Source organism: Streptomyces sp. NBC_01089, from assembly GCF_045162975.1.
In the GTDB taxonomy this organism is placed as follows: domain Bacteria; phylum Actinomycetota; class Actinomycetes; order Streptomycetales; family Streptomycetaceae; genus Streptomyces.
In genome coordinates this window covers 1,776,785-1,797,983 of sequence record NZ_CP108660.1, presented here as the reverse complement: position 1 = coordinate 1,797,983, position 21,199 = coordinate 1,776,785, and the positions used below count along the sequence as shown (strand labels likewise).

At 70.3% G+C, this 21,199-nt stretch carries 19 protein-coding genes; 10 read left to right on the top strand and 9 right to left on the bottom strand.

The window, feature by feature from the left end:
* Window positions 1-33: 33 nt before the first annotated feature.
* Window positions 34-1,041, top strand: a complete 1,008-nt coding sequence (gene argF / locus OG510_RS07905) for an ornithine carbamoyltransferase (RefSeq protein WP_406136054.1) — start codon at window positions 34-36, stop codon at window positions 1,039-1,041.
* A 147-nt stretch (window positions 1,042-1,188) separates the two neighbouring features.
* Complete coding sequence (locus OG510_RS07900; protein WP_406136053.1) at window positions 1,189-2,655, top strand: amino acid permease; 1,467 nt, start codon at window positions 1,189-1,191, stop codon at window positions 2,653-2,655.
* Here OG510_RS07900 and OG510_RS07895 read toward each other — a convergent pair.
* Complete coding sequence (locus tag OG510_RS07895; protein ID WP_406136052.1) at window positions 2,627-3,058, bottom strand: ATP-binding protein; 432 nt, start codon at window positions 3,056-3,058, stop codon at window positions 2,627-2,629. The two genes, OG510_RS07900 and OG510_RS07895, sit on opposite strands and share 29 nt — an antisense overlap.
* Window positions 3,059-3,324: 266 nt before the next feature.
* On the opposite strand from OG510_RS07895, the gene OG510_RS07890 reads away from it, so the two are divergent.
* Window positions 3,325-4,152, top strand: a complete 828-nt coding sequence (locus OG510_RS07890; RefSeq protein ID WP_406136051.1) for an enoyl-CoA hydratase family protein — start codon at window positions 3,325-3,327, stop codon at window positions 4,150-4,152.
* Window positions 4,137-6,458 carry a bifunctional salicylyl-CoA 5-hydroxylase/oxidoreductase gene (locus OG510_RS07885; RefSeq protein ID WP_406136050.1) on the top strand — a complete coding sequence of 774 codons (2,322 nt, stop codon included), beginning with the start codon at window positions 4,137-4,139 and terminating at the stop codon, window positions 6,456-6,458. The genes OG510_RS07890 and OG510_RS07885 overlap by 16 nt, the downstream gene beginning before the upstream one ends.
* Here OG510_RS07885 and OG510_RS07880 read toward each other — a convergent pair.
* Window positions 6,445-7,293, bottom strand: coding sequence for a GNAT family N-acetyltransferase (locus OG510_RS07880; RefSeq protein WP_406136049.1), 849 nt, complete (start codon window positions 7,291-7,293; stop codon window positions 6,445-6,447). The two genes, OG510_RS07885 and OG510_RS07880, sit on opposite strands and share 14 nt — an antisense overlap.
* 120 nt (window positions 7,294-7,413) lie before the next feature.
* Window positions 7,414-9,012 (bottom strand): AMP-binding protein, encoded by a 1,599-nt coding sequence (locus tag OG510_RS07875; protein ID WP_406136048.1) that lies wholly within the window; start codon window positions 9,010-9,012, stop codon window positions 7,414-7,416.
* An 88-nt stretch (window positions 9,013-9,100) separates the two neighbouring features.
* On the opposite strand from OG510_RS07875, the gene OG510_RS07870 reads away from it, so the two are divergent.
* From OG510_RS07870 to OG510_RS07855, 4 genes are all read left to right on the top strand, one after another.
* A complete protein-coding gene (locus OG510_RS07870; RefSeq protein ID WP_406136047.1) occupies window positions 9,101-10,246 on the top strand; it encodes an acyl-CoA dehydrogenase family protein in 1,146 nt (381 codons plus the stop codon).
* Window positions 10,247-10,302: 56 nt separating this feature from the next.
* Entirely contained in the window at window positions 10,303-10,701 is a 399-nt protein-coding gene (locus OG510_RS07865) for a RidA family protein (RefSeq protein WP_406136046.1), read from the top strand.
* 1 nt (window position 10,702) lies between these two features.
* The gene (locus OG510_RS07860; RefSeq protein ID WP_406136045.1) at window positions 10,703-11,536 is read left to right on the top strand and encodes an alpha/beta fold hydrolase; all 834 of its coding nucleotides are present in this window, start codon (window positions 10,703-10,705) and stop codon (window positions 11,534-11,536) included.
* A gap of 475 nt (window positions 11,537-12,011) precedes the next feature.
* A complete protein-coding gene (locus tag OG510_RS07855; RefSeq protein WP_406142330.1) occupies window positions 12,012-13,937 on the top strand; it encodes an acyl-CoA dehydrogenase in 1,926 nt (641 codons plus the stop codon).
* A gap of 8 nt (window positions 13,938-13,945) precedes the next feature.
* Here OG510_RS07855 and OG510_RS07850 read toward each other — a convergent pair whose 3' ends face one another.
* From OG510_RS07850 to OG510_RS07825, 6 genes are all read right to left on the bottom strand, one after another.
* On the bottom strand, window positions 13,946-15,310 hold the full coding sequence (locus tag OG510_RS07850; protein WP_406136044.1) for a cytochrome P450: 1,365 nt from the start codon (window positions 15,308-15,310) through the stop codon (window positions 13,946-13,948).
* A gap of 12 nt (window positions 15,311-15,322) precedes the next feature.
* On the bottom strand, window positions 15,323-15,913 hold the full coding sequence (locus OG510_RS07845; protein ID WP_406136043.1) for a GTP-binding protein: 591 nt from the start codon (window positions 15,911-15,913) through the stop codon (window positions 15,323-15,325).
* Window positions 15,888-16,268, bottom strand: coding sequence for a DUF742 domain-containing protein (locus OG510_RS07840; RefSeq protein ID WP_406136041.1), 381 nt, complete (start codon window positions 16,266-16,268; stop codon window positions 15,888-15,890). Before OG510_RS07840 ends, OG510_RS07845 begins: the two co-directional genes overlap by 26 nt.
* Window positions 16,265-16,675, bottom strand: coding sequence for a roadblock/LC7 domain-containing protein (locus OG510_RS07835; RefSeq protein ID WP_164259454.1), 411 nt, complete (start codon window positions 16,673-16,675; stop codon window positions 16,265-16,267). The genes OG510_RS07840 and OG510_RS07835 overlap by 4 nt, the downstream gene beginning before the upstream one ends.
* Window positions 16,672-17,823, bottom strand: a complete 1,152-nt coding sequence (locus OG510_RS07830) for an ATP-binding protein (protein WP_406136040.1) — start codon at window positions 17,821-17,823, stop codon at window positions 16,672-16,674. Before OG510_RS07830 ends, OG510_RS07835 begins: the two co-directional genes overlap by 4 nt.
* 407 nt (window positions 17,824-18,230) lie before the next feature.
* Window positions 18,231-19,412, bottom strand: coding sequence for a PP2C family protein-serine/threonine phosphatase (locus OG510_RS07825; RefSeq protein WP_406136039.1), 1,182 nt, complete (start codon window positions 19,410-19,412; stop codon window positions 18,231-18,233).
* Between the two features lie 170 nt (window positions 19,413-19,582).
* Between OG510_RS07825 and OG510_RS07820 the strand changes: the two genes are divergently transcribed.
* The gene (locus OG510_RS07820) at window positions 19,583-20,506 is read left to right on the top strand and encodes an amidohydrolase family protein (RefSeq protein WP_406136037.1); all 924 of its coding nucleotides are present in this window, start codon (window positions 19,583-19,585) and stop codon (window positions 20,504-20,506) included.
* 162 nt (window positions 20,507-20,668) lie between these two features.
* The gene (locus tag OG510_RS07815) at window positions 20,669-21,187 is read left to right on the top strand and encodes a hypothetical protein (RefSeq protein WP_406136036.1); all 519 of its coding nucleotides are present in this window, start codon (window positions 20,669-20,671) and stop codon (window positions 21,185-21,187) included.
* Window positions 21,188-21,199 lie beyond the last annotated feature (12 nt).

The following is a 21,199-nucleotide window of genomic DNA, read 5'->3' as shown; positions in this document are numbered from 1 at the left end:
GACCCCTCTCCGCGTGACCCAGGAGCAGCCACCATGGCGATAGACCTCGCAGGCCGCCACTTCCTCAAGGAGCTCGACTTCACCGCGGAGGAGTTCCGCGCTCTGATCGAGCTGGCCGCCGAGCTCAAGGCGGCCAAGAAGTCGGGCGCCGAAGTGCAGCGGTTGCGCGGCCGTAATATCGCCCTGATCTTCGAGAAGACCTCCACCAGGACGCGGTGCGCCTTCGAGGTGGCCGCCGCCGACCAGGGCGCGTCCACGACGTACCTCGACCCCGCGGGCTCCCAGATCGGGCACAAGGAGTCGTTCCGGGACACCGCGCGGGTGCTGGGCCGGATGTTCGACGCCATCGAGTACCGCGGCGACAGCCAGCCGCAGGTGGAGGAGCTCGCCGCGCACGCCGGGGTCCCCGTCTACAACGGCCTCACCGACGACTGGCACCCCACCCAGATGCTGGCCGATGTGCTCACCATGACCGAGCACAGCGACAAGCCGCTGGAGCGGATCGTCTTCGCCTACCTCGGCGACGCCCGCTTCAACATGGGTAACTCCTATCTGATCACCGGCGCGCTGCTCGGCCTCGACGTACGGATCGCCGCACCGCGCGCCTACTGGCCCGCCGACGACATCGTCGCGCAGGCGCGGAAGCTGGCCGCGGAGAGCGGCGGGACCGTCACCCTCACCGAGGACATCACCGAGGCCGTACAGGGCTGCGACTTCGTCGTCACCGACGTCTGGGTGTCCATGGGGGAGCCGAAGGAGGTCTGGGCCGACCGCATCGCCGCGCTCTCGCCGTACGCCGTGACGATGGATGTGCTGCGCGCCACCGGCAACCCCGGGGTCAAGTTCCTGCACTGCCTGCCCGCCTTCCACGATCTGGGGACGCGGGTCGGGCGCGAGATCCACGCGCAGTTCGGGCTGAGCGAGCTGGAGGTCACCGACGAGGTCTTCGAGTCGGAGCACTCGGTCGTCTTCGACGAGGCCGAGAACCGAATGCACACGATCAAGGCGGTGCTGGTCGCCACGCTGGCCGGTCAGGGATAGCCATACGCCCAATTGGGTGAATATGCGACAAGGCGGCTACTATGTCGTCCATTGGTGGGGTCCGGGCTCGCACGCCCGGACCCCACTGTGCTGTGTGCCGCTGTGCGCGCCGCCCCGCGCACGTCCGGAAAGAGAACCCCCACCCCCATGCGCTCTCCCCGCCCCGCACGACCCCGGCTGCCCCACCGGCCCGGGCTGCGCGTCAAGTCGCCCGAACTCCTGATCGCCGAATCCGGCGCGGATCTGGAGGGTCACGGCCTCCGCCGCACCATGGGGCTCTTCCAGCTGGTCTGCTTCGGCGTCGGGGCCATCGTCGGGACCGGTATCTTCGTCGGCCTCTCCGACACCGTGGCCAAGTCCGGGCCCGCGGTCATCGTCTCGTTCGTACTCGCCGCGGTCACCTGCGTCTTCACGGCGTTCTCGTTCGCCGAGCTGGGCGGCGCGATCCCGGTGTCGGGCAGCTCGTACTCCTTCGCGTACGCCACACTCGGCGAGCGCACCGCCTTCCTGGTCGGCTGGTGTCTGCTCCTGGAGTACGGCATCTCGGTGAGCGCGGTCGCCGTCGGGTGGAGCCAGTACCTCAACGAGCTGCTGAACAGCCTGGTCGGACACCAGCTGCCCGCCGTGCTCTCCAGCGGTCCGGGCGACGGCGGGGTGATCAATCTGCCGGCCGTCGTGGTGGTCGCGCTCGCCGCCGCGCTGCTGGTGCGCGGTGTCCGCGAGAGCGCCCGGGCCACCGCCGCGATGGCCGTACTGAAGATCGGCATCCTGCTGGTCTTCTGCGCGGTCGCCTTCACCGCGTTCCGGGACGGCCACCTGGTGCCGTTCGCGCCCGGTGGCGTCGGCGGCATCACGTCCGGCGCCTCGATCGCCTTCTTCTCGTACATCGGGTTCGACGCGATCACCACGGCGGGCGAGGAGGTCAGAAACCCGCGGCGCAACATCCCGCTGGCCATCATGATCTGCATCGGCATCGTCACCGTGCTCTACTGCGCGGTCGCCGTCGCGGCCATCGGCGCGTTCGGCGCGCCCGCCGTCGCCGACCGGCCCGCGGCGCTCTCGCTGATCGTCAACCAGGTCACCGGATCGTCGGTCGGTGGCGGTGTCATCGCCTTCGGCGCGGTGGTCGCCATCGCGTCGGTGGTGCTCGCCGTGATGTACGGGCAGACCCGCATCCTGATGTCGATGTCCCGCGACGGGCTGATCCCCGCGGTCTTCGAGAAGGTCTCCCCGAAGACCTCGACGCCGGTCTCCAACACCTGGATCGTGGCGACCGTCGTCGCCGTCCCGGCCGCGTTCGCCTCGCTCGACGTCGTGGTCGACCTGACGACCATCGGGGCGCTGGCCACGATGGTGGCCGTCAATGTCGCGGTGCTCGCGCTGCGCCGCAGCCACCCCGCGCTCCCGCGCACCTTCCGGGTGCCGCTGTTCCCGGTCAGCCCGGTGCTCGGCGTCGGGTTCTGTGTGTACCTGATGTACGGGACCGGCCGGCGCACCTGGCTCGAATTCGCGCTCTTCCTGCTGGTGGGCGCGGCCGTCTACGCCTTCTACGGGCGCCGCCGCTCGCGGCTCGGCGCACGGCAGCTCAGTCCGCAGGACCCGCCGGAAGCGTGAACCAGACGGCCTTGCCGTGCTCGGTCGGGCGGTGGCCGTAGGACGAGCTGAGCGTCCGGATGAGCAGCAGGCCGCGGCCGTGCTCCTGCCAGGGGTCGGGCGGTCCGGTGGGCGGTGTCCGGGTCAGATCACCGGGCGGGACCGGGTCGCGGTCGTGCACCTCGACCTGGCAGCCGGTGTGCAGGACCTCCACGACCAGCTCGATGGGGTCGTCGCCGAGTGTGTGCTCCACGGCGTTGGCGACCAGTTCGGACGTCAGGAGCTCGGCCGTGTCGGTGTCCGCGGCCTCCTCGCCCTCCAGGTCGGCGAGGACCGTACGGATCAGCGCACGCGCCACCGGCACCGCGGCCGCGGTGTGCGGCAGTGCGATGCGCCATGAGGCGGGGCGCGAGGTGTCCGGCACGGCTGGTGTTCCGTTCGGTGTGGAGGGGGTTGTCCTGATTTCAACGATACGGAGCCGGGGGCGTTGCGAGTAGAGGCAGCGGCCCGGAGGAAAAGGGACTTGCGCCACATTCTGACGGGACTTCCGCCGGGGGACCCGCCCAAGGTTTTATCGCGTGCCCGTGACGGTAGTCACGGGGGAGTGATAATTTGAAGGGGCACGCCGCTCTTCCACCGGGTCTCCGGCCGGCCGCCGGACGCGCCCCCGACCGAAGGAGGCCGCACCTCATGAGCCCCTTTTCCGGCTCAGCGGACCGAGTGGAGCACTGGGACCACCTCCGGGTGGTCCGGCAGGACGGCGTCGCGACCGTCACCTTCGCGCGCCCCGGGAAGCTCAACGCCCTCACCTTCGGCGCCTACGCGGACCTGCGCGACCTGCTCGCCGAGCTGTCCCGCGAGCGGTCGGTACGGGCCCTGGTACTCGCCGGGGAGGGCCGCGGATTCTGCTCGGGCGGTGACGTCGAGGAGATCATCGGCGCCACGCTCGCCCTGGACACCGCCCAGCTCCTCGACTTCAACCGGATGACCGGACAGGTCGTACGGGCGCTGCGCGAGTGCCCCTTCCCGGTGATCGCCGCCGTGCACGGGGTCGCCGCGGGCGCCGGCGCCGTCCTCGCGCTGGCCGCCGACTTCCGGGTCGCGGACCCCACCGCCCGCTTCGCGTTCCTCTTCACCCGGGTGGGGCTGTCCGGCGGCGACATGGGCGCCGCCTATCTGCTGCCGCGCGTCGTCGGCCTCGGGCACGCCACCCGGCTGCTGATGCTGGGGGAGCCCGTCCTGGCGCCCGAGGCCGAGCGCATCGGCCTGATCAGCGAGATGACGGACGAGGGCCGGGCCGACGAACGGGCCGCCGCGCTGGCCCGCAGGCTCGCCGAGGGCCCGGCCCTGGCGTACGCGCAGACCAAGGCGCTGCTCACCGCCGAACTGGACATGCCGCTCGCCGCGGCGGTCGAACTCGACGCCACCACACAGGCACTGCTGATGAACGGCGAGGACTACGCCGAGTTCCACGCCGCCTTCACCGAGAAGCGTCCCCCCAAGTGGCAGGGCAGGTAGCCGTGCCGGCCGGCACCGGCGAGCACGCACGCCCCGCCCTGCGGGTCGCGGTCGTCGGCGGCGGACCCGGCGGCCTCTACGCGGCAGCCCTCCTCAAGCGGCTCGACCCGGCCAGATCCGTCACCGTCTGGGAGCGCAACGCCCCCGACGACACCTTCGGCTTCGGCGTCGTCCTCTCCGACGAGACCCTCGGCGGCATCGAGCAGGCGGACCCGGCCGTCCACAGCGCCCTCCAGGCCGAGTTCGTACGCTGGGACGACATCGACATCGTCCACCGCGGCACGACCCTCACCTCGGGCGGCCACGGCTTCGCCGCGCTCGGCAGGCGCCGGCTCCTGGAGATCCTGCACGAGCGCTGCCGCTCCCTCGGCGTACGGATCCGCTTCCGCACCGAGGCACCGCCCCCCGCCGAACTGGCCGCGACCCACGACCTGGTGGTGGCGGCCGACGGAGTGCACAGCGCCACCCGCCGCGCCCACGCCGATGTCTTCGCGCCCCGGATCACCACCCACCGCTGCCGGTACATCTGGCTCTCCGCGCCCTTCGCCTTCGACGCCTTCCGCTTCGAGATCGCCGAGACCGAGCACGGGGTGATGCAGCTGCACGGGTACCCGTACGGGCCCGCGGCCTCCACCGTCATCGTCGAGATGCGCGAGGAGGTCTGGCAGGCCGCGGGACTCGACCGCTGCGACGAACGGGAGTCCACCGAGCGCTGCGCCAAAATCTTCGCAGGCGCCCTCGGCGGCCGGCCGCTCACCGGCAACAACTCCGCCTGGACGGCGTTCCGCACCGTCGTCAACGAACGCTGGTCGCACGGGAACACGGTGCTGATCGGCGACGCGGCCCACACCGCGCATTTCTCCATCGGCTCCGGCACCAAGCTCGCCGTCGAGGACGCCCTCGCCCTGGCGGCGACCATCGAGGAGCAGCCCGACCTGCCGTCGGCCCTGGAGGCGTACGAGAGCGAGCGCCGCCCGGTCGTCGCCTCCACCCAGCGGGCGGCCGGGGCCAGCCTGGAGTGGTTCGAGCAGCTGGACATGTATCTCGGCCAGCCGCCACGGCAGTTCGCCTTCAACCTGCTGACCCGCAGCCGCCGGGTCACCCACGGCAATCTGCGGCTGCGCGACAGCGGCTTCACGGACACGGTGGAACGCGACTTCGGCTGCCAGGACGGCACACCGCCGATGTTCACGCCGCTGCGGCTGCGCGGCCTCGAACTGCGCAACCGTGTCGTCGTCTCACCGATGGACATGTACTCGGCGCACGACGGTGTGCCGGGCGACTTCCACCTCGTCCATCTGGGCGCCCGCGCACTGGGCGGCGCCGGTCTGGTCATGACCGAGATGGTGTGTGTGAGCGCCGACGGCCGGATCACCCCCGGCTGCACCGGTCTCTACACCGGTGAACAGGCGGCGGCCTGGCGGCGCGTGACCTCCTTCGTGCACACGCAGTCGCCCGGCACCGCCATCGGGGTCCAGCTGGGACACTCCGGGCGCAAGGGCTCCACCCGCCTGATGTGGGACGGCATGGACGAGCCTCTCCCGGACGGCAACTGGCCGCTGTCGGCCGCCTCCCCGCTCCCGTACCGTCCCGGCGTCAGCCAGATCCCGACGGAACTGGACGGAGCCGGACTCGCGGCCGTGCGCGAAGAGTTCACGGCAGCTGCCCGCCGCGCCGCGAGTGCCGGCTTCGACCTCCTCGAACTGCACTGCGCGCACGGCTATCTGCTCTCCGGCTTCCTCTCCCCGCTCACCAATCGGCGCACCGACGGGTACGGCGGCTCGCTCGGGGGCCGTCTGCGCTTCCCCCTGGAGGTCTTCGACGCGGTACGGGCGGAGTGGCCCGGCGACCGGCCGATGACGGTCCGTATCTCGGCGGCCGATTGGGCGCCGGGCGGCACGACACCGGACGAGGCGGTCGCGATCGCCCGCGCCTTCGCCGCCCACGGGGCCGACGCGATCGACGTCTCGACCGGGCAGGTCGTCCCCGGCGAGAAACCCGCGTACGGCCGCTCGTACCAGACCCCGTTCGCCGACCGCATCCGCAACGAACTGGGCGTGCCGGTGATCGCGGTGGGCGCGATCTCGTCGTGGGACGACGTCAACTCCCTGCTGCTGGCGGGCCGTACGGACCTCTGCGCGCTGGCCCGCCCCCATCTGTACGACCCGCACTGGACCCTGCACGCGGCGGCGGAACAGGGCTACACGGGCCCGGCCGCACCCTGGCCCCTCCCGTACCGCGCGGGCAGCCGCCCCCCGATGACGGGCCGCACGGATGCCCCGAAGCCCCGGCTCACGCTGATGTGACGGCCGGTCGGGCCGCTCGGGTGACGACGACCCGCTCGGCCAGGGGGCGGTATCCGACGCGCCGGTACACGCCGTTGCTGGTCGGGTTCGCGATGTCGGTGAAGAGCAGTACGCCGGCCGCGCCCGTGTCCAGTGCCGCCCGGCTGATGTGCGCGGTGACCGCTGCCGCGTAGCCGCGACCGCGCAGGCCCGGAGGGGTGTACACCGGGGCGACGCGCACCGTGCCCGCGGCGGGACGGGTCATCCCCGCCATCGACACCGGGACGCCCCCGTGCTCCCAGAGCGCCAGTCCGCCGTACGAGATCCGGTCGTCTACGGCGCTCTCCCCCCGGTCCGCCGACTGCCCGGTGTCGCGCGCGAAGGCACGGTGCCACTCGATCAGCAGCGCGCGGTCGGCGACCGTGGCGGTACGGGCCCGGCCGGCCGGGCAGGGCGACGGCGGGGTCAACTCGGCCAGCCGGTACAGACGTTGCTCCTGTGCGATCGCCCGGTCCGGCCACGACGCGGTGAGCGTGTCGGCCACGGACCGTTCGGCGCTGACGGCGGTCACGCCCCACTCCCCGATGGCGTGCGCGAGCGACGGCACCGCTTCGGCCGGGACCACGCCGACCTGGAGAGGGTGCGGTGGCGTCCGTACGACCCAGCCGTTCACCGTCCCGTCCGCCCGGCGCCACCAGCCGAAGAGGGGCAGACCGTCCCCGTAGAAGCGCGGGCCATGGCGCCTCAGGGCCGCGGTGATGGTCAGGACGAGCGTGTTCTCGGCCGGGTGCAGGGCGGCGGCGGGCTCCGCTGTGGCGAGAAAGCTGTCGAGATCGCGGGTGAAGGTCCATGTCATGGAGCACATGGTTGCGCGGTGGCGGGGCCCGGGGCACGCGAGTTTCCCGGCGACGGGGCGCTGCGCCGCCCCCTTGCTCGGACCGCTCAGCCAGTTCAGCCGCTCACCCCGCGCACCCCCTCACTCCAGCCGGAACCGCTGGAGCTTCCCCGTGCCGGTCCGGGGCAGCGACTCCGCGAACACCACCTCCCGGGGGCACTTGTGCGGTGACAGCTCCGACTTCACGAACTCCCGCAGCGGCTCCGCCTCCCGTGCCGCTCCCTCGCGCAGCACCACATGCGCCACCACCACCTGCCCACGCTCCGCGTCCGGGCGGCCCACCACCGCCGCCTCCAGGACGTCGGGATGGCGCAGCAGCGCGTCCTCGACCTCGGGGCCCGCGATGTTGTAGCCCGAGGAGATGATCATGTCGTCGGCGCGTGCCACGTAAGTGAAGTAGCCGTCCCCGTCGCGCAGATAGGTGTCGCCGGTGATGTTCCAGCCGTCCCGTACGTACTCCGACTGGCGCTCGTCGGCCAGATAGCGGCAGCCCACCGGGCCGCGCACCGCGAGCAGGCCGGGCTCGCCGTCGGGCACCGGGTGGCCGGCGTGGTCCACCACCCTGGCCTGCCAGCCGGGCACCGGGACCCCTGTCGCCCCGGGGCGCGCCGCCCCGTCCGCAGCCGAGACGAAGATGTGCAGCAGCTCCGTGGCGCCGATGCCGTTGATGAGGCGCAGCCCGGTCCGTTCGTGCCAGGCGTGCCAGGTGGCCGCCGGCAGGTTCTCACCTGCCGACACACAGCGGCGCAGGGCCGAGATGTCGTACCCGTCCAGCTCGTCCAGCATGGTGCGGTACGCGGTCGGCGCGGTGAACAGCACCGACACCCGGTGCCGGGCGAGCGCGGGTAGCAGCTGGCGCGGCCCGGACCGTTCGAGCAGCAGCGCCGACGCCCCGGCGCGCAGCGGGAAGATCACCAGACCGCCCAGGCCGAAGGTGAACCCGAGCGGCGGACTTCCGGCGAAGACATCGTCGGGCCCGGGCTTCAGCACGTGCCGCGCGAAGGTGTCAGCGACGGCCAGCACATCGCGGTGGAAGTGCATACAGCCCTTGGGACGTCCGGTGGTGCCCGAGGTGAAGGCGATCAGCGCCACATCGTCGGCCGAGGTCGCGACGGCCGGATACAGCGCCGGTCTGGCCGCGGCCAGCCGCAGTAGGTCCAGCGGCCCCCCGCCGCCGTACGTCGTGATCCGCAGCCCCGGCACCTCCGCCTTGACCAGGTCGTCGGCGGAGCGGATGTCGCACAGCGCGTGGCTGATCCGGGCGAGCGAGCACACCTCGGCCAGTTCGTGCGGGCGCTGGGTGGCCAGCACGGTCACCGCGACACCGCCGGCCTTCATCACCGCGAGCCAGCAGGCGGCCAGATGCGGTGTGGTGGGGCCGCGCAGCAGTACCCGGTTGCCCGGCACGACCCCGAGGTCCGAGGTGAGGACGTGGGCGATACGGCCGACCTGGGCCCGCAGTTCGCCGTACGTCCACAGCTCACCGGAGCCGGTGCGGAAGGCGGGGCGGTCGGCGCCGAAGCGCTCGATGGTCCCGTTCAGCAGTTCCACGCCGCAGTTGAGCCGGTCCGGATACGCCGGTCCCGGCAGGTCGTCGAGGAGGAGCCGGGGCCACTGGTCGGCGGGCGGCAACTGCTCACGGGGAAAAGTGTCGACGTGCGCTGAGGTTTTCAGCTCCATCACAGGATCGCCCCCTTAGGCGGCATCGCACATGGAGCGTATCGTTTGCGTGACGACAGTCAACGGTTCACGATAGAGGGGATCGGGGATGACCGCATTCGCGCTGGACCCGGACCAGCGGAAGTGGTGCGCCGAGCTGCGCACCCTGGCCGCCGAGGAGTTCGGCCCGCTCGCCGCGGCCGGTGAGCCCGGCCGGGTCAACCGCCCCCTGGTCGCCGCACTCGGCGAATCCGGCCTGCTGGAGCGGCTGTTCAGGGCCGGTGCGGTCGACCTCTGTCTGCTGCGCGAGTCTTTGGCGTACGGCTGTACGGAGGCGGAGACCGCGCTGGCCCTCCAGGGTCTCGGCAGTTTCCCCCTCGTCCAGGCCGGCACCGCGCAGCAGCGCGAACGGCTCCTTCCCGAGGTGATCGCGGGCCGGGCCGTCGCCGCGTTCGCGCTGAGCGAGCCCGGCGCGGGGTCGGACGCCGCCGCCCTGGAGCTCGGAGCCGCACCGGACGGCGGCGGATGGCGGCTCACCGGTGAGAAGTGCTGGATCTCCAACGCCCCCGACGCCGACTTCTACACCGTCTTCGCCCGTACGACCGAGGGGGCGGGGGCCCGTGGGATCACCGCGTTCCTGGTGCCGGCCGACCGGCAGGGCCTGACCGGCGCCCGGCTCGACATGCTCTCGCCACACCCCATCGGCACACTGGACTTCGACGCGGTTCCTGTCGGCCCGCAGGACGTCCTGGGCGAGCCTGACCGCGGCTTCCGGGTCGCGATGAACACCCTGAACCTCTTCCGCCCCAGCGTCGGCGCCTTCGCGGTCGGGATGGCACAGGCCGCCCTGGACGCGACCATCGGGCACACCGCACGGCGCACCGCGTTCGGCGGCCCGCTGAAGGACCTGCAGACCGTGGCCCACCAGGTCGCCGAGATGGCCACCCGTACCGAGGCCGCACGTCTGCTGGTCCACGCGGCGGCCGCCGCCTGCGACGCGGGCGACCCCGGCATCGCGAAACGCTCCGCCATGGCCAAACTCTTCGCCACCGAGACCGCCCAGTACGTCGTGGACGCCGCCGTCCAGCTGCACGGCGCCCGCGCCCTCCAGCGCGGCCACCTCCTCGAACACCTCTACCGCGAGGTCCGCGCCCCGCGGATCTACGAGGGCGCGACCGAGGTCCAGCGGACCATCATCGCCAAGGAGCTGTACGGGCCCGTGAAGCCGTACGGAGCCGAGGAGCTGCACGGATGAGTGACGCGTGAGTGACGCATGAGTGCCGACCGAGCCGACGCCAAGGAGCTGTCCGTATGAGCCTCGACCGGGTCAACCCGCCGCAGCTCTCCCCGCCCGCCGGGTTCTCGCACGCCGTCACCGCCACCGGGAACCGGCTGGTCTTCCTGGCCGGGCAGACCGCCCTGGACGGGGCCGGCCGGGTCACCGGGGCCACCCTCCCGGCCCAGTTCGAGGTGGCCCTCACCAATCTGCTCACCGCGCTGCGCGCCGCGGGCGGCGGCCCGGCCGACCTCGCACGCGTCACGGTGTACGCCACCGACGTCGCCGACTACCGCGCCCACGCCGCCGAACTCGGCCGTATCTGGCGCAGACTGGCCGGCCGCGACTACCCGGCGATGGCGGTGATCGGCGCCACGCGGCTCTGGGACGAGCAGGCGCTGGTCGAAATCGACGGAGTGGCCGTACTGTCCTGACATGCCCGAGATCACACTCACCGCAGGCACCGTCGACTACGTGGACACCGGCGGCTCAGGCCCCGTCGTCGTCCTCCTCCATGGGCTCGTGCACGACGCCACCGTCTGGCGCAAGGTGATCGAAGGGCTGCGCCCCGACCACCGCGTGCTCGCGCCCACCCTGCCGTACGGCGCGCACCGCATCCCCATGCGCCGTGATGTACCGCTGACGCCGGATTCGGTGGTGGAGCTCATCGCCGAGTTCCTCGACCGGCTTGAGCTGAGTGACGTCACCCTGGTCGAGAACGACTGCGGCCGCGCCCAGTCCGTCGCCGTCCGGCACCCGGAGCGGCTCGCCCGGCTGGTCCTGACGGCCTGTGAGGCGTTCGACAACTACCCGCCCGGAATCCCGGGCAAGCTGATCACGCTGGCCTGCCGGGTGCCCGGCGGCATCCCCCTGCTGGTCCGTACGCTCGCGATCAGGCCGCTGCGCCGGCTGCCGGTCGGCTTCGGGGCGCTCACCAAGCGGCCGGTCCCCGACGAGATCGTCGACGGCTGGCTGCGCCCGCTCCTCACCGACAGGGCGATCCGCGAGGACTTCCGCCGCTACGGACTCGGCGTACGCAGGACGGAGCTGCTGGAGGCCGCCGAAGGGCTGCGGACGTTCGACAGGCCCGCGCTCGTCGTATGGGCGCCGGAGGACCGGATGATGCCCAGGGCGCACGGCCGGCGGCTGGCCGAACTGCTGCCGCAGGGGCGGCTCGTGGAGATCGAGGACAGCGGCACGCTGATCGCCGAGGACCAGCCGCAACAACTGATCGCGGTACTACGGGAGTTCATCGCCACCAGAGGCTGAATCCGCACACGGCCTGCCGAGGCCGGTCACGGCATTCCACGCAACGATTCGCCGTACTGCCGGTAAGTTATCCGGCTATTTTCTTTACAGGGAATCTTTCTTTTGAGACTCTGAATAAGGATGGCAATGGAAGCTGCCACCCAGGATGGTCCCGTTGCTTTGCGTGGTGAATGAGGTGCTGTTTCGCAGTGCCAGGATGAGAATACCCTGCGGGACCCGCTGGATAAACATCGCCCGCCACTCCGGCGATATCCGGTTAAATTCCTATTTTTGCCCGATCTGTCATCTTACGCACTGGAGTCGGGTGAGCGCCGAGGGTAATAGAGGCTGCTCTCTTCATCAAGCCATTTCCGCAGTGATCTTCCGCTCAAAAAAAAGATCACGTCAGCTCTGGAGAAGGCGCGCCGGCCGGTATTCACTTGTTTCAGCTTTCTATTCACTGGTGTAAAGCGTTCTTGCGGAGTGCCTCGTGACCATGCAGCCTGTCTACGACAAGGATCTCCTTGAAGTCGCGTCGGAACGGAGCTATTCGCCGAAGGAGGGGGGAGCGGCAGGGGCGTCCGCCCGGAGCCGCGGGCTGGCCCGTCTCCTTTTCGACGGCGAGGGCCGGGCGAGGGTGCATGGACCCTGGCGGGACCTCATCGCCACGAAGGCGTTCCGGCACCGTCCCGGGCTCTCTCCCGCGGAGCGTGTCCGGCTCTCGTACTCCCGGCTGCGCCTGGTCAACGACGCGGCCGGCGATGCCGCGGCCCTGGCCTTCGACATCCGGCGGCTCTGCGCGCTGCACGAGTGGACCGGCGTGGTGGACGGCGGGCTCTGCACCCTGGCCAGCATCCACTACAACCTGTTCCTGGGCAGCCTGCTGGACCAGAGCGCCGGCACCGCCGGGCGCGACATCTCCGAGTTCACGTCGATGCGCCGCATAGGGACCTTCCTCTGTACGGAGCTGGACCACGGCAATGACGCTCCGGCGCTGGGGACGACCGCCGAACTCGACCGGGAGACCGGCGGGTTCATCCTGCACACCCCCACGCCCGGCGCCCAGAAGTTCATGCCGAACACCAGCCTGGCCGGCGGTCCGAAGAGCGCGGTCGTCGCGGCGCGGCTGCTGGTCGACGGGGTGGACCAGGGGTGCTTCCTCTTCCTGACGCCGCTGAGCGACGAGGGCGGCCGGGTGCCCGGGGTCCATGTCCGGGAGCTGCCGGACCGTACCGGCACCCCGGTGGACCACTGCCTCACCTCGTTCGACCAAGTGCGTTTACCCCGCGAGGCGTTGCTCGAGGCCGAGCACGGCCGGCTCGACCGGGACGGGACACTGCACAGCAGCCTGGGCAGTGCGCGGAAGCGGTTCCTGCACTCGATCGGGCGCGTCACCATCGGCAAACTGTGCATGAGCGCGGGCACCCTCGGGATGTCGCGCGCCGCACTGACCATCGCTGTACGGCACGCCCATACCCGGCACATCAGCGGGCCGAGGCTCGGGGAGCGGGTGCCGTTGGTGGCGCACCGCAGCCATCACGGCAGGCTGCTGGAGGCGACGGCGACGGCGTACGCCATGACGTTCCTGCACCGGGAGGTCGTCTCCCGGTGGATCGGGCACACCCCGGAGAACCGGGCGGAGACCGAGCGTCTGGTCGCTGTCGCGAAGGGCTGGATCAGCTGGCAGGCCAGGGAGATCGCGATCGAGTCCCGGGAGCGGTGCGGGGCGCAGGGGCTCTTTCCGGTCAACGGGATTTCGGATCTGCCGTTGAACATAGAGGGTGGCATCACCGCGGAAGGCGACAATCTCGTCATCTGGGTGAAGGCGGGGGCCGAAATGATCTTCGGCCATGAGGTGGAGCGGGGCCGTCCGTCCCCTGTGCCGCTGGAGGAGCGGTCGCTGACCGATCTCTCCTTTCTGCGCGCTCTCCTCGTGGAGACCGAGTCGGCCGCGCAGGACCGGGCGAGGACCGCTCTGCGGGGCGGCCCCGCGGGCGATCCGCTCGGACGCTGGAACGCGGCGTCCACGCCCGCTCTGGACATGGTCTCGGTGCACGCCTGCCGCCGGGCCGCCGACGCGTTCATCGATGCCGCGGCCCGGACGGCGGATCCGGCGGCACGGACCCTGCTGGAGAATCTGTGCAGGCTGTTCCTGCTCCGTCAGCTGGTCGGCCACACCGGGGAGTTGCTCGCGGACGGCCTGCTGACCGCGGACCATGTCCGCGCGTTCCACGGTGCGACGACCGACGTGATCGCCGCGCTCGCGCCGCACATGCTGACGCTGGTGGACGCCTTCGACCTGCCCGATGAATTCCTCGCCGCCGTTCCGATCGCCAGTGGCGGACGGATCGGAGACGAGGAAGACACCTGGTCCACCTGGCACCTGCGCACATCAGGCATTCGGGAGCCGGTGGGGCAGTAGTGGCCTGATCACCCCTTCCACCAGGCCAGGAAGCCGCTCCAGAACTTGCCCTTCTGCGCGGCGGCCGGCGCTGCCTCCGCCTGGCCGCCCTGCGGGGTCTGAACGATGCCCGGGTTCAGGCTGGTTCGCGGCCGCGTGCTGCGGACCGGGGTGAACCGGGCGGGCAGCGAGCCGAGTGCGCGGTGGAAGGGGCCGGGCCGGTACACGAGTGCGTCCGGGTCCACCGACATCTCGATGTCAGGCAGTTCGTTGAGCAGCTTCTCGATGGCCTGCACGGCGATGATCATCGCCGGGTCCTTGGCCGGGCAGGCGTGCGGGCCCGCACCCCAGGCAAGGTGGGCACGCCTGCTCACCGTGCCCCGGCCCGCGGAGAGGCTCGGGTCGGAGTTGGCGGCGGCGAAGGAGATGAGCACCGGGTCTCCGGCGTTCAGCCTGATGCCCGACAGTTCGACGTCGTACAGGGGGAAATGCGTGGCGTAGTTGGCTATCGGGCAGCTGTTCCACAGAACGTCGTTGATGGCGTCTTCCACGAGGATGACGCCGCCCTGCGGACCGTCCGCCTGGCTCCCCTGCGAGAGCAGGATCTGCAGGGCGTTGCCGATCAGATTCGACATCGGCTCGAACCCGCCGCCGATGAGCTGGATGAGCTGCGGGATCATCTCCTCGTCGCTCAGCCCGGCCGGGTGCTGCAGCAGATGCGTGAGGATGTCGTCGCCGGGCTGGGCCCGCTTCAGCGTGACCAGCTCCAGCAGCGCCTCCACCAGGACATCGTTCGCACTCTGCGCGTCGGTCCCGTCGAAGATGCCGGAGATGCCGAAGGCGACACGGTCCCCCAGATCGCCCGGGCAGCCGAAGAGGTCGTTGAAGACCAGCAGCGGCACGAGGCGCGCGTAGTCGCCGATCAGATCGACCTTGCCGCGACTGCTGAACTGACTGATCAGATAGGTGGCGGTGCGTTCCACCCATCGGGTCAACTGGTGTGTGTCGAGCTTGGCCAGACTGTCCGTCACTGCCTGACGGAGCCTCAAATGCCGGGCGCCGTCCTCGAACAGCGGACCCGGGCGGTACGCCATCATCGGCAGCACGGGGCTGTCCAGCGGCACCTGTCCTTCGTTCAGCGCGCGCCAGCGGCGCGAGTCGCGGACGAAGGTGTCGGGGCTCTGCAGCACGTGGAGCGCCGCGGCGTAGTCGGTGACGAGTGCGGCGTCCACGCCCGGGGCCAGCTCGACGGGTGCGACGGGACCGAACGTCCGCAGGTAGGCGTAGTGGGCCTTGGGGTCCTTGGCGAATTCCTGCGTGTACAGGGGGGTGCGCGGGCCGGCGCCGTGCGCGGGGCAGCCGGGTGGCGGGGAAGGCTCGGAGGGGGATGACATGGGGTGGAACTCCTAGCTGAGGCGGGATTGGAGGTAGCGCACGAGGACGATCAGGGCATTCGCGGACGAGCGCTGATCGCGCGCGTCGCAGCTCACCAGAGGCGTCTCGGGAAGCAGGTCGAGAGCTTCCCTGATCTCCGTGTCCTCGTGATGCGTCCCGATGTCGAACCGGTTGACCGCGATGGTGTACGGAATTCCGTACTGCTCGACCAGGTCCATCACCGGGAACGACTCCTCGAGACGCTCGGGATCGACCAGTACGAGGGCTCCGAGCGCCCCGCGCGACATGTCTTCCCACACCTGAACGAAGCGCTGCTGACCGGGTGTTCCGAAGAGATAGAGCACCAGATTCTCACTGAGTGTGAGACGGCCGAAGTCCATCGCCACGGTTGTCGTGGTCTTGCCGCGCGTCCCTTTGAGGTCGTCTATGTCCTCGCCGGCCCGCGTCATGACTTCCTCGGTCCGCAGCGGAGGAATCTCCGACATGGTGCCGATGAAAGTGGTCTTGCCGACTGCGAAATGCCCGACCACCAGGATCTTCGCCGCGGTCTGTACTGATTCGCTCAGATAGACGCCGCTATCCGAAACGGGCTTGAAGGCCATTCAGCACCTCCTCGAGTATGCGTCGTTCGACACGCTCGGCCCGCGGAATGGGTTTGCGCGTATAGAGGTATCCCGCATCGGTGAGATCGGCGAGCAGGACGCGGACGATGCCGACGGGCAGCTGGGTGTGTCCCGCGATCTCGGCGACCGCGAGGTAGCCCCCCGAGCAGAGCTCGACCAACCGGCGCTTCTCCGGGTCGAGATGGCCGATCGCGGGGCAGTTCTCGGCCACCGTGACCAGCGTGATCAGCGAGAGCTCGTGGTCGTCCACCAGGCTGCGGCCGTTGGTGATGACGTACGGACGCACTAATTGCGGGGCTTCCGGCTCCTGGTCCGGGTCCTCTGTAGTGGTCATGCGCCGGCGTCGGCAATCTCGCGCGGCGGACTGGTGAGTGCCTTGCCGAGCTGGCCCACGAGCTGCTGCATACGGAAGGTGATCTCCGCCATGTCGACCTCGGGGGAGGCCGAGACGGCGAGGTAGGCGCCCTCTCCGGCGGAGATGAGGAACACCCAGCCGTGCTCGAACTCGACCAGCGTCTGGCGCCACTGGGGCCGGTCGCTGGGCGGTCCGCCGCAGAAGTCGGCCACCGTGCGGCTCAGGGACTGCATCCCGCTCATCGCGGCGGCGATGGTGTCGCCGTGGTCCTTGCCGACATCCTTCGAGCGGGCCATGAGCAGGCCGTCGGCCGAGACGAGGATCGCGTGCCGCGCTTCGGGGACTTCGAGGGCGCTGTCAAGCATCCATGACAGGTCGTAGTTCACTGAGTCTCAGGCCCTTCGCTGCTTGCACTGGTGGAACGGCGTCCTGACTGGGTCCCCCGCTGGAACGCACCCATCACTGAGGCGATCTGCTCGGTGGACCTGGCAGGGGCGGCCCCCGCGTCGGCTTCCGGCACGATCGAGATCGGCCCCCTTCTGCTGCGTTTGGGCAGACCGCCGAAGGTGGTCGCAGGGGCCTGTGTCGCCGCCGAATCCTCTTCGGGCGGCATCGGGGATGACGCGGCCACGGTGGGAATCTCCTTCGCCTGGGGCTGGGGGGCGGGCTCCGGCATGGACGTGAGGAGGTCGTCGGGCAGGAGCACGACCGCGCGCACACCGCCGTAGGGCGATGTGGTGTCCACGGAGACACTGAATCCGTAGCGTGCGGCGAGCACGCCGATCACGGTGAATCCGAACTGCGGAGGGTTGCCGAGGCCGGCGACGCCGGGGGAGCGCTCGCTGGAGAGGAGCTTGGCCGCGCGGCTCTTCTCCTCCTCGTTCATACCGACACCGGCGTCGTCGACGATGATGCAGACGCCCTTCGGCACCGGCCGGATGTTGATCTCGATCATGGTTTCCGGCGCCGAGTAACTGGTGGCGTTGTCGAGCAGTTCCGCGAGTGTCAGCGCGACCGGTTCGACGGCGCGGCTCACGATGGCGAAATGGCTCTGGGTCCGGATCTCCACACGGGTGAAGTGGCGGATACGGCCCTTCGCGCTGCGGACCACGTCGTAGAGAGACGCGTCCGTACGCTGACGGCCGAGCCAGCCGTCGCAGAGCACGGCAATGGACTGGGCGCGCCGTGCGAACTGGGAATTCATGTGGTCGATGTCCAGGAGGTCCTGGAGAATTTGCAGCTCGCCGTATTTTCCCTGGAGTTTGGAAATGGCGAGCTGCTGCTCACTCGCAAGACCCTGCAGGGTCCGCATGGCGGATTTCAGAGCGGACTTGGTGGCTTCTTCGGCCCGCTCCTTGGCCTCTTCCACGGATTCCGCGTAGTGTTCTTCGAGAGTGGCGTAGTGGCTTTTGAGTTCCTGCTTTTCCGTGCGGAGCTTTGAAATCGACTTTCTTCCGCGAACGATCGCGGTAGCGGCGACAGGAGTGCCAGCTATCAAAGCCCAGAGCGCTGGATCCTGGAGGTACTGAGTCATAAGGCTCTCTTCGGGTGGCGGGGCCGCCGGGTTCTGAATGTCTCGGGGGCGCGGTCGAGTGCACTCGTGGCCGCAGACATACGGGATCGGTCGCGCGCGTTCTCCTGCCCGACTGCCTTGAAAGGCCCGGCTGATGGCAAAGTTCCCCCCGGGGTGGCGGAATTCTGGCCCGACGCGCTGCGCGATTAAGCGCCATAGCGGGTTTGGTACCGCCTGGCAAGCGTGATGATCTTAGCACCACGAGATGGGGTGCTGTTCCTGGGGAACCGTTATCTTTCTGGCATCTGACGGAAATTCAGCAAGGTGCTCATATGGGGTCTTGTGGGCGTTGACTATTTGCCGGACGTGCCCGATTGATCATGATTATTAATTCTTCGGGTTGAATGTCCGGCGGTGCTGTGCGGCCTTCAGGGAGCCGGCAGCCGTTCGATGGCGACCATCGCCGCGTCGTCGCCCAGACTGCCGTCCGCGTGCCGCAGCAGGTCGGCGCAGAGGTCCCCCAGCAGGGCGTCCGGCCCTGCGGCACGGAACGTCGCGATCCGTTCGGACAGCGGGTAGAAGCGGCCGGCGGAGTCGCGGGACTCGATGACGCCGTCCGTGAACAGGAGCAGGATGTCACCGACGCCGAAAGGGAATTTCTGGGCGGTGAAGGGCGTCCAGGCTTCGGCTGTATCGGCTGTATCGGCTGCGTTGATTGCATCGGCTGCGTCGGGGGCGTCGGCCAGTAGTGCTCCCAGCCCCAGTGGCGGCGCCGGCTCGCGGACGCCGAGTGTGCGTACCTGGCCGGAGCGCAGCAGCAGGGGCGCCGGATGACCGCAGCTGACCAGGCTGAATTCCGGGCCGGTGTCCGGGATGTCCAGCACGGCCGCGGTCACGAAACTCTCCGTACCACGGTCGGCGTCCCCGTCCGCCTGCGGTCCGTCACGGCCCGCGGCGACCCCGGCCTCCAGCTGGGCCACGGCATGCGGAAGGCTCGGCTCCTGGCGGGTCAGCGCCCTGAAGGCGCCCAGGACTTGGGCGGCCTCACCCATCGCTTCGAGCCCCTTGCCGCGGACGTCCCCGATGATCACGCGGGTGCCGCCGGCCGTGCGGGCGAGCGCGTACAGATCGCCGCCGAGCTGTGCCTCCGCCTCCGCGGCCAGATAGCGCGACGCGATACGCAGCGTCCCGGTCCGCTCGGGCAGCGCGGGCATCACCACACGCTGCACCGCCTGCGCCACCCAGCGGAGGTGGCTCATCTCCCGTGCGTGCCGCACCCGCACATGGGCGAAGAAGGTCACGATCACGGAGATCAGGAACAGCGCGGCGATCTGGTACGTGTGATTGAGGTCGTTGATGCTGGTGCGCACGAAGCCCACCAGTGACTGGGCCAGTACGGCGACCGCGCCGACGATCGCGGTCGTACGGGGGCCGGCGAACGACGCCGTGAGAGCCGGGGCCGCCACGAGGAACGGGCCGAGGTGGATGTCGGGCGGCGCGGTGATGTCGAGCACCGTCACGGCGGCGATCAGGGCGAACGGCACCGCGATGAGCGCCCTGGGGCGCGGCAGGTCCTCGTGGAGCGGGCGCAGTATCCGCAGCGGGCTCATATCTCTGGATACCTCACGGAATCCGAGTCCGCCTGTCCGCTCGTCCGCCTGCCCCGCCCCTCGCCCGCACCCGCCCCCGCTCCTCGCCCGCACCTGCCCCGCTCCTCGCCCGCACTTGCCCCCCTTGCCCGCCCGTCTGTCCGTCGGCCTGCGCCGATAGGGTGGCTGTCATGCCCCGTCCCACTGAGTCCGCCCGCCCGGTGTGCGACCGTTCCGGCCGGGACCAGGAACGGGCCCGGGTCGCCGCGTTCCGTGAGGCGCTGGGACTGGACAGCCTCATCGACGTCCACACCCACTTCATGCCCGACCGGGTGCTGGCCAAGGTATGGGCGTACTTCGACGCCGCCGGTCCGCTCGTCGGCCGCCCCTGGCCGATCGCCTACCGGGACGAGGAGCAGCGCCGCATCGAGGTGCTGCGGGGCTTCGGCGTCCGGGCCTTCACCTCCTTGCTCTATCCGCACAAGCCGGGCATGGCGCGCTGGCTCAACGACTGGGCCGCGGACTTTGCCGCGCGGACCGACGACTGCCTGCACTCGGCGACGTTCTTCGCGGAGCCGACCGCGCACGAGGACGTGCGGCGCGCGCTGAGTCAGGGCGCGCGGGTGTTCAAGTGCCATCTGCAGGTGGGGGCGTTCGACCCGAACGACCCGCTGCTGGACGACGTCTGGGGGCTGCTGGCCGAGACCGGCACACCGGTGGTGACGCACTGCGGTTCGGGTCCCGTGCCCGGCGCGTTCACGGGGCCGGGGCCGATCGGGGCCCTGCTCACCCGGTACCCGCGGCTCCGCCTGGTCGTGGCGCACCTGGGGATGCCTGAGTACGAGGAGTTCCTCGGGCTGGCCGAGCGCTTCGAGCGCGTCATGCTGGACACCACCATGGTGTTCACACCGTTCAGCGAGGCTGCCGCCCCCTTCCCCCGGAACGCGCTGCCCCGGCTGGGTGACCTGGGCGAGCGCGTCCTGCTGGGGACGGATTTCCCCAACATCCCGTACACCTACGCGGACGCGCTCGACGCCCTGGAGGCCACCGGTCTCGGGGCTCCCTGGCTGCGCGCGGTCTGCCACGACAACGCGGCGCGGCTGTTCTCCCTGTAGCCCGGCCGTATCCCGCCTCGGGCCTCGTGCGGGCGGTGGCCGGGCGGTGCCCGGTTGGTGTCCGGGCGGGGCGGGCCACACTGCCCCGGATGCGGGGCAATCACGGCTTTGTGCGGTTGTATCCCTGTACGGAATGACTCTTTCGTCCTGGGAGGAAACGCCTTGCCCGCCAGCCCGACTGTTCCCGTGCCCCCGGCTCGGCGCGCCGAGCCACTGCAACGGCTGCTGTTCGGCGGCATCTACGGAACGATTCTCGCCAGCGCGCTGGCGGCCGCCCTGGACAACGACCACGGCAGCCCGAATCCCGCGTACGACGCGCTCTGGATTCTGCTCACCTCGCTCGCGTCGGCGGGGGCGCACGGGTACGCCCATGCCATCGCGCACCGGACGGCCGACGGGGTGCCGGTGACCACCAGCACCGTACGGTCGGTGCTCACCGAGTGGCCGCTGATCGCCGCGGTGCTGCCGACCGTGGCGGCCCTGCTGGGCGCGCACGAGGGCTGGTGGGGGGAGGACGGGGCGATCGGGGTCGCCCTGCTCATCAACACGGTGGCGCTGTTCGGCTGGGGGTTCTGGGCCGCACGCGTGGCCGGCCGCGGCTGGGGCAAGGCGTCCAGGACCGGCGGGATGGACATGCTGCTCGGACTCTTCATCGTGGTGGCGAACATCCTGATCCACTGAGGTGGCGACGGA

Bases quoted from the DNA above. Each gene is read 5' to 3' on its own strand.
- OG510_RS07850 (WP_406136044.1), bottom strand. From the start codon at position 15,310: ATGTCATCCCCCTCCGAGCCTTCCCCGCCACCCGGCTGCCCCGCGCAC.
- OG510_RS07845 (WP_406136043.1), bottom strand. From the start codon at position 15,913: ATGGCCTTCAAGCCCGTTTCGGATAGCGGCGTCTATCTGAGCGAATCA.
- OG510_RS07820 (WP_406136037.1), top strand. From the start codon at position 19,583: ATGCCCCGTCCCACTGAGTCCGCCCGCCCGGTGTGCGACCGTTCCGGC.
- OG510_RS07865 (WP_406136046.1), top strand. From the start codon at position 10,303: ATGAGCCTCGACCGGGTCAACCCGCCGCAGCTCTCCCCGCCCGCCGGG.
- OG510_RS07855 (WP_406142330.1), top strand. From the start codon at position 12,012: ATGCAGCCTGTCTACGACAAGGATCTCCTTGAAGTCGCGTCGGAACGG.
- OG510_RS07840 (WP_406136041.1), bottom strand. From the start codon at position 16,268: ATGACCACTACAGAGGACCCGGACCAGGAGCCGGAAGCCCCGCAATTA.
- OG510_RS07880 (WP_406136049.1), bottom strand. From the start codon at position 7,293: ATGACATGGACCTTCACCCGCGATCTCGACAGCTTTCTCGCCACAGCG.
- OG510_RS07870 (WP_406136047.1), top strand. From the start codon at position 9,101: ATGACCGCATTCGCGCTGGACCCGGACCAGCGGAAGTGGTGCGCCGAG.
- OG510_RS07830 (WP_406136040.1), bottom strand. From the start codon at position 17,823: ATGACTCAGTACCTCCAGGATCCAGCGCTCTGGGCTTTGATAGCTGGC.
- OG510_RS07900 (WP_406136053.1), top strand. From the start codon at position 1,189: ATGCGCTCTCCCCGCCCCGCACGACCCCGGCTGCCCCACCGGCCCGGG.
- OG510_RS07825 (WP_406136039.1), bottom strand. From the start codon at position 19,412: ATGAGCCCGCTGCGGATACTGCGCCCGCTCCACGAGGACCTGCCGCGC.
- OG510_RS07860 (WP_406136045.1), top strand. From the start codon at position 10,703: ATGCCCGAGATCACACTCACCGCAGGCACCGTCGACTACGTGGACACC.
- OG510_RS07875 (WP_406136048.1), bottom strand. From the start codon at position 9,012: ATGGAGCTGAAAACCTCAGCGCACGTCGACACTTTTCCCCGTGAGCAG.
- argF (WP_406136054.1), top strand. From the start codon at position 34: ATGGCGATAGACCTCGCAGGCCGCCACTTCCTCAAGGAGCTCGACTTC.
- OG510_RS07890 (WP_406136051.1), top strand. From the start codon at position 3,325: ATGAGCCCCTTTTCCGGCTCAGCGGACCGAGTGGAGCACTGGGACCAC.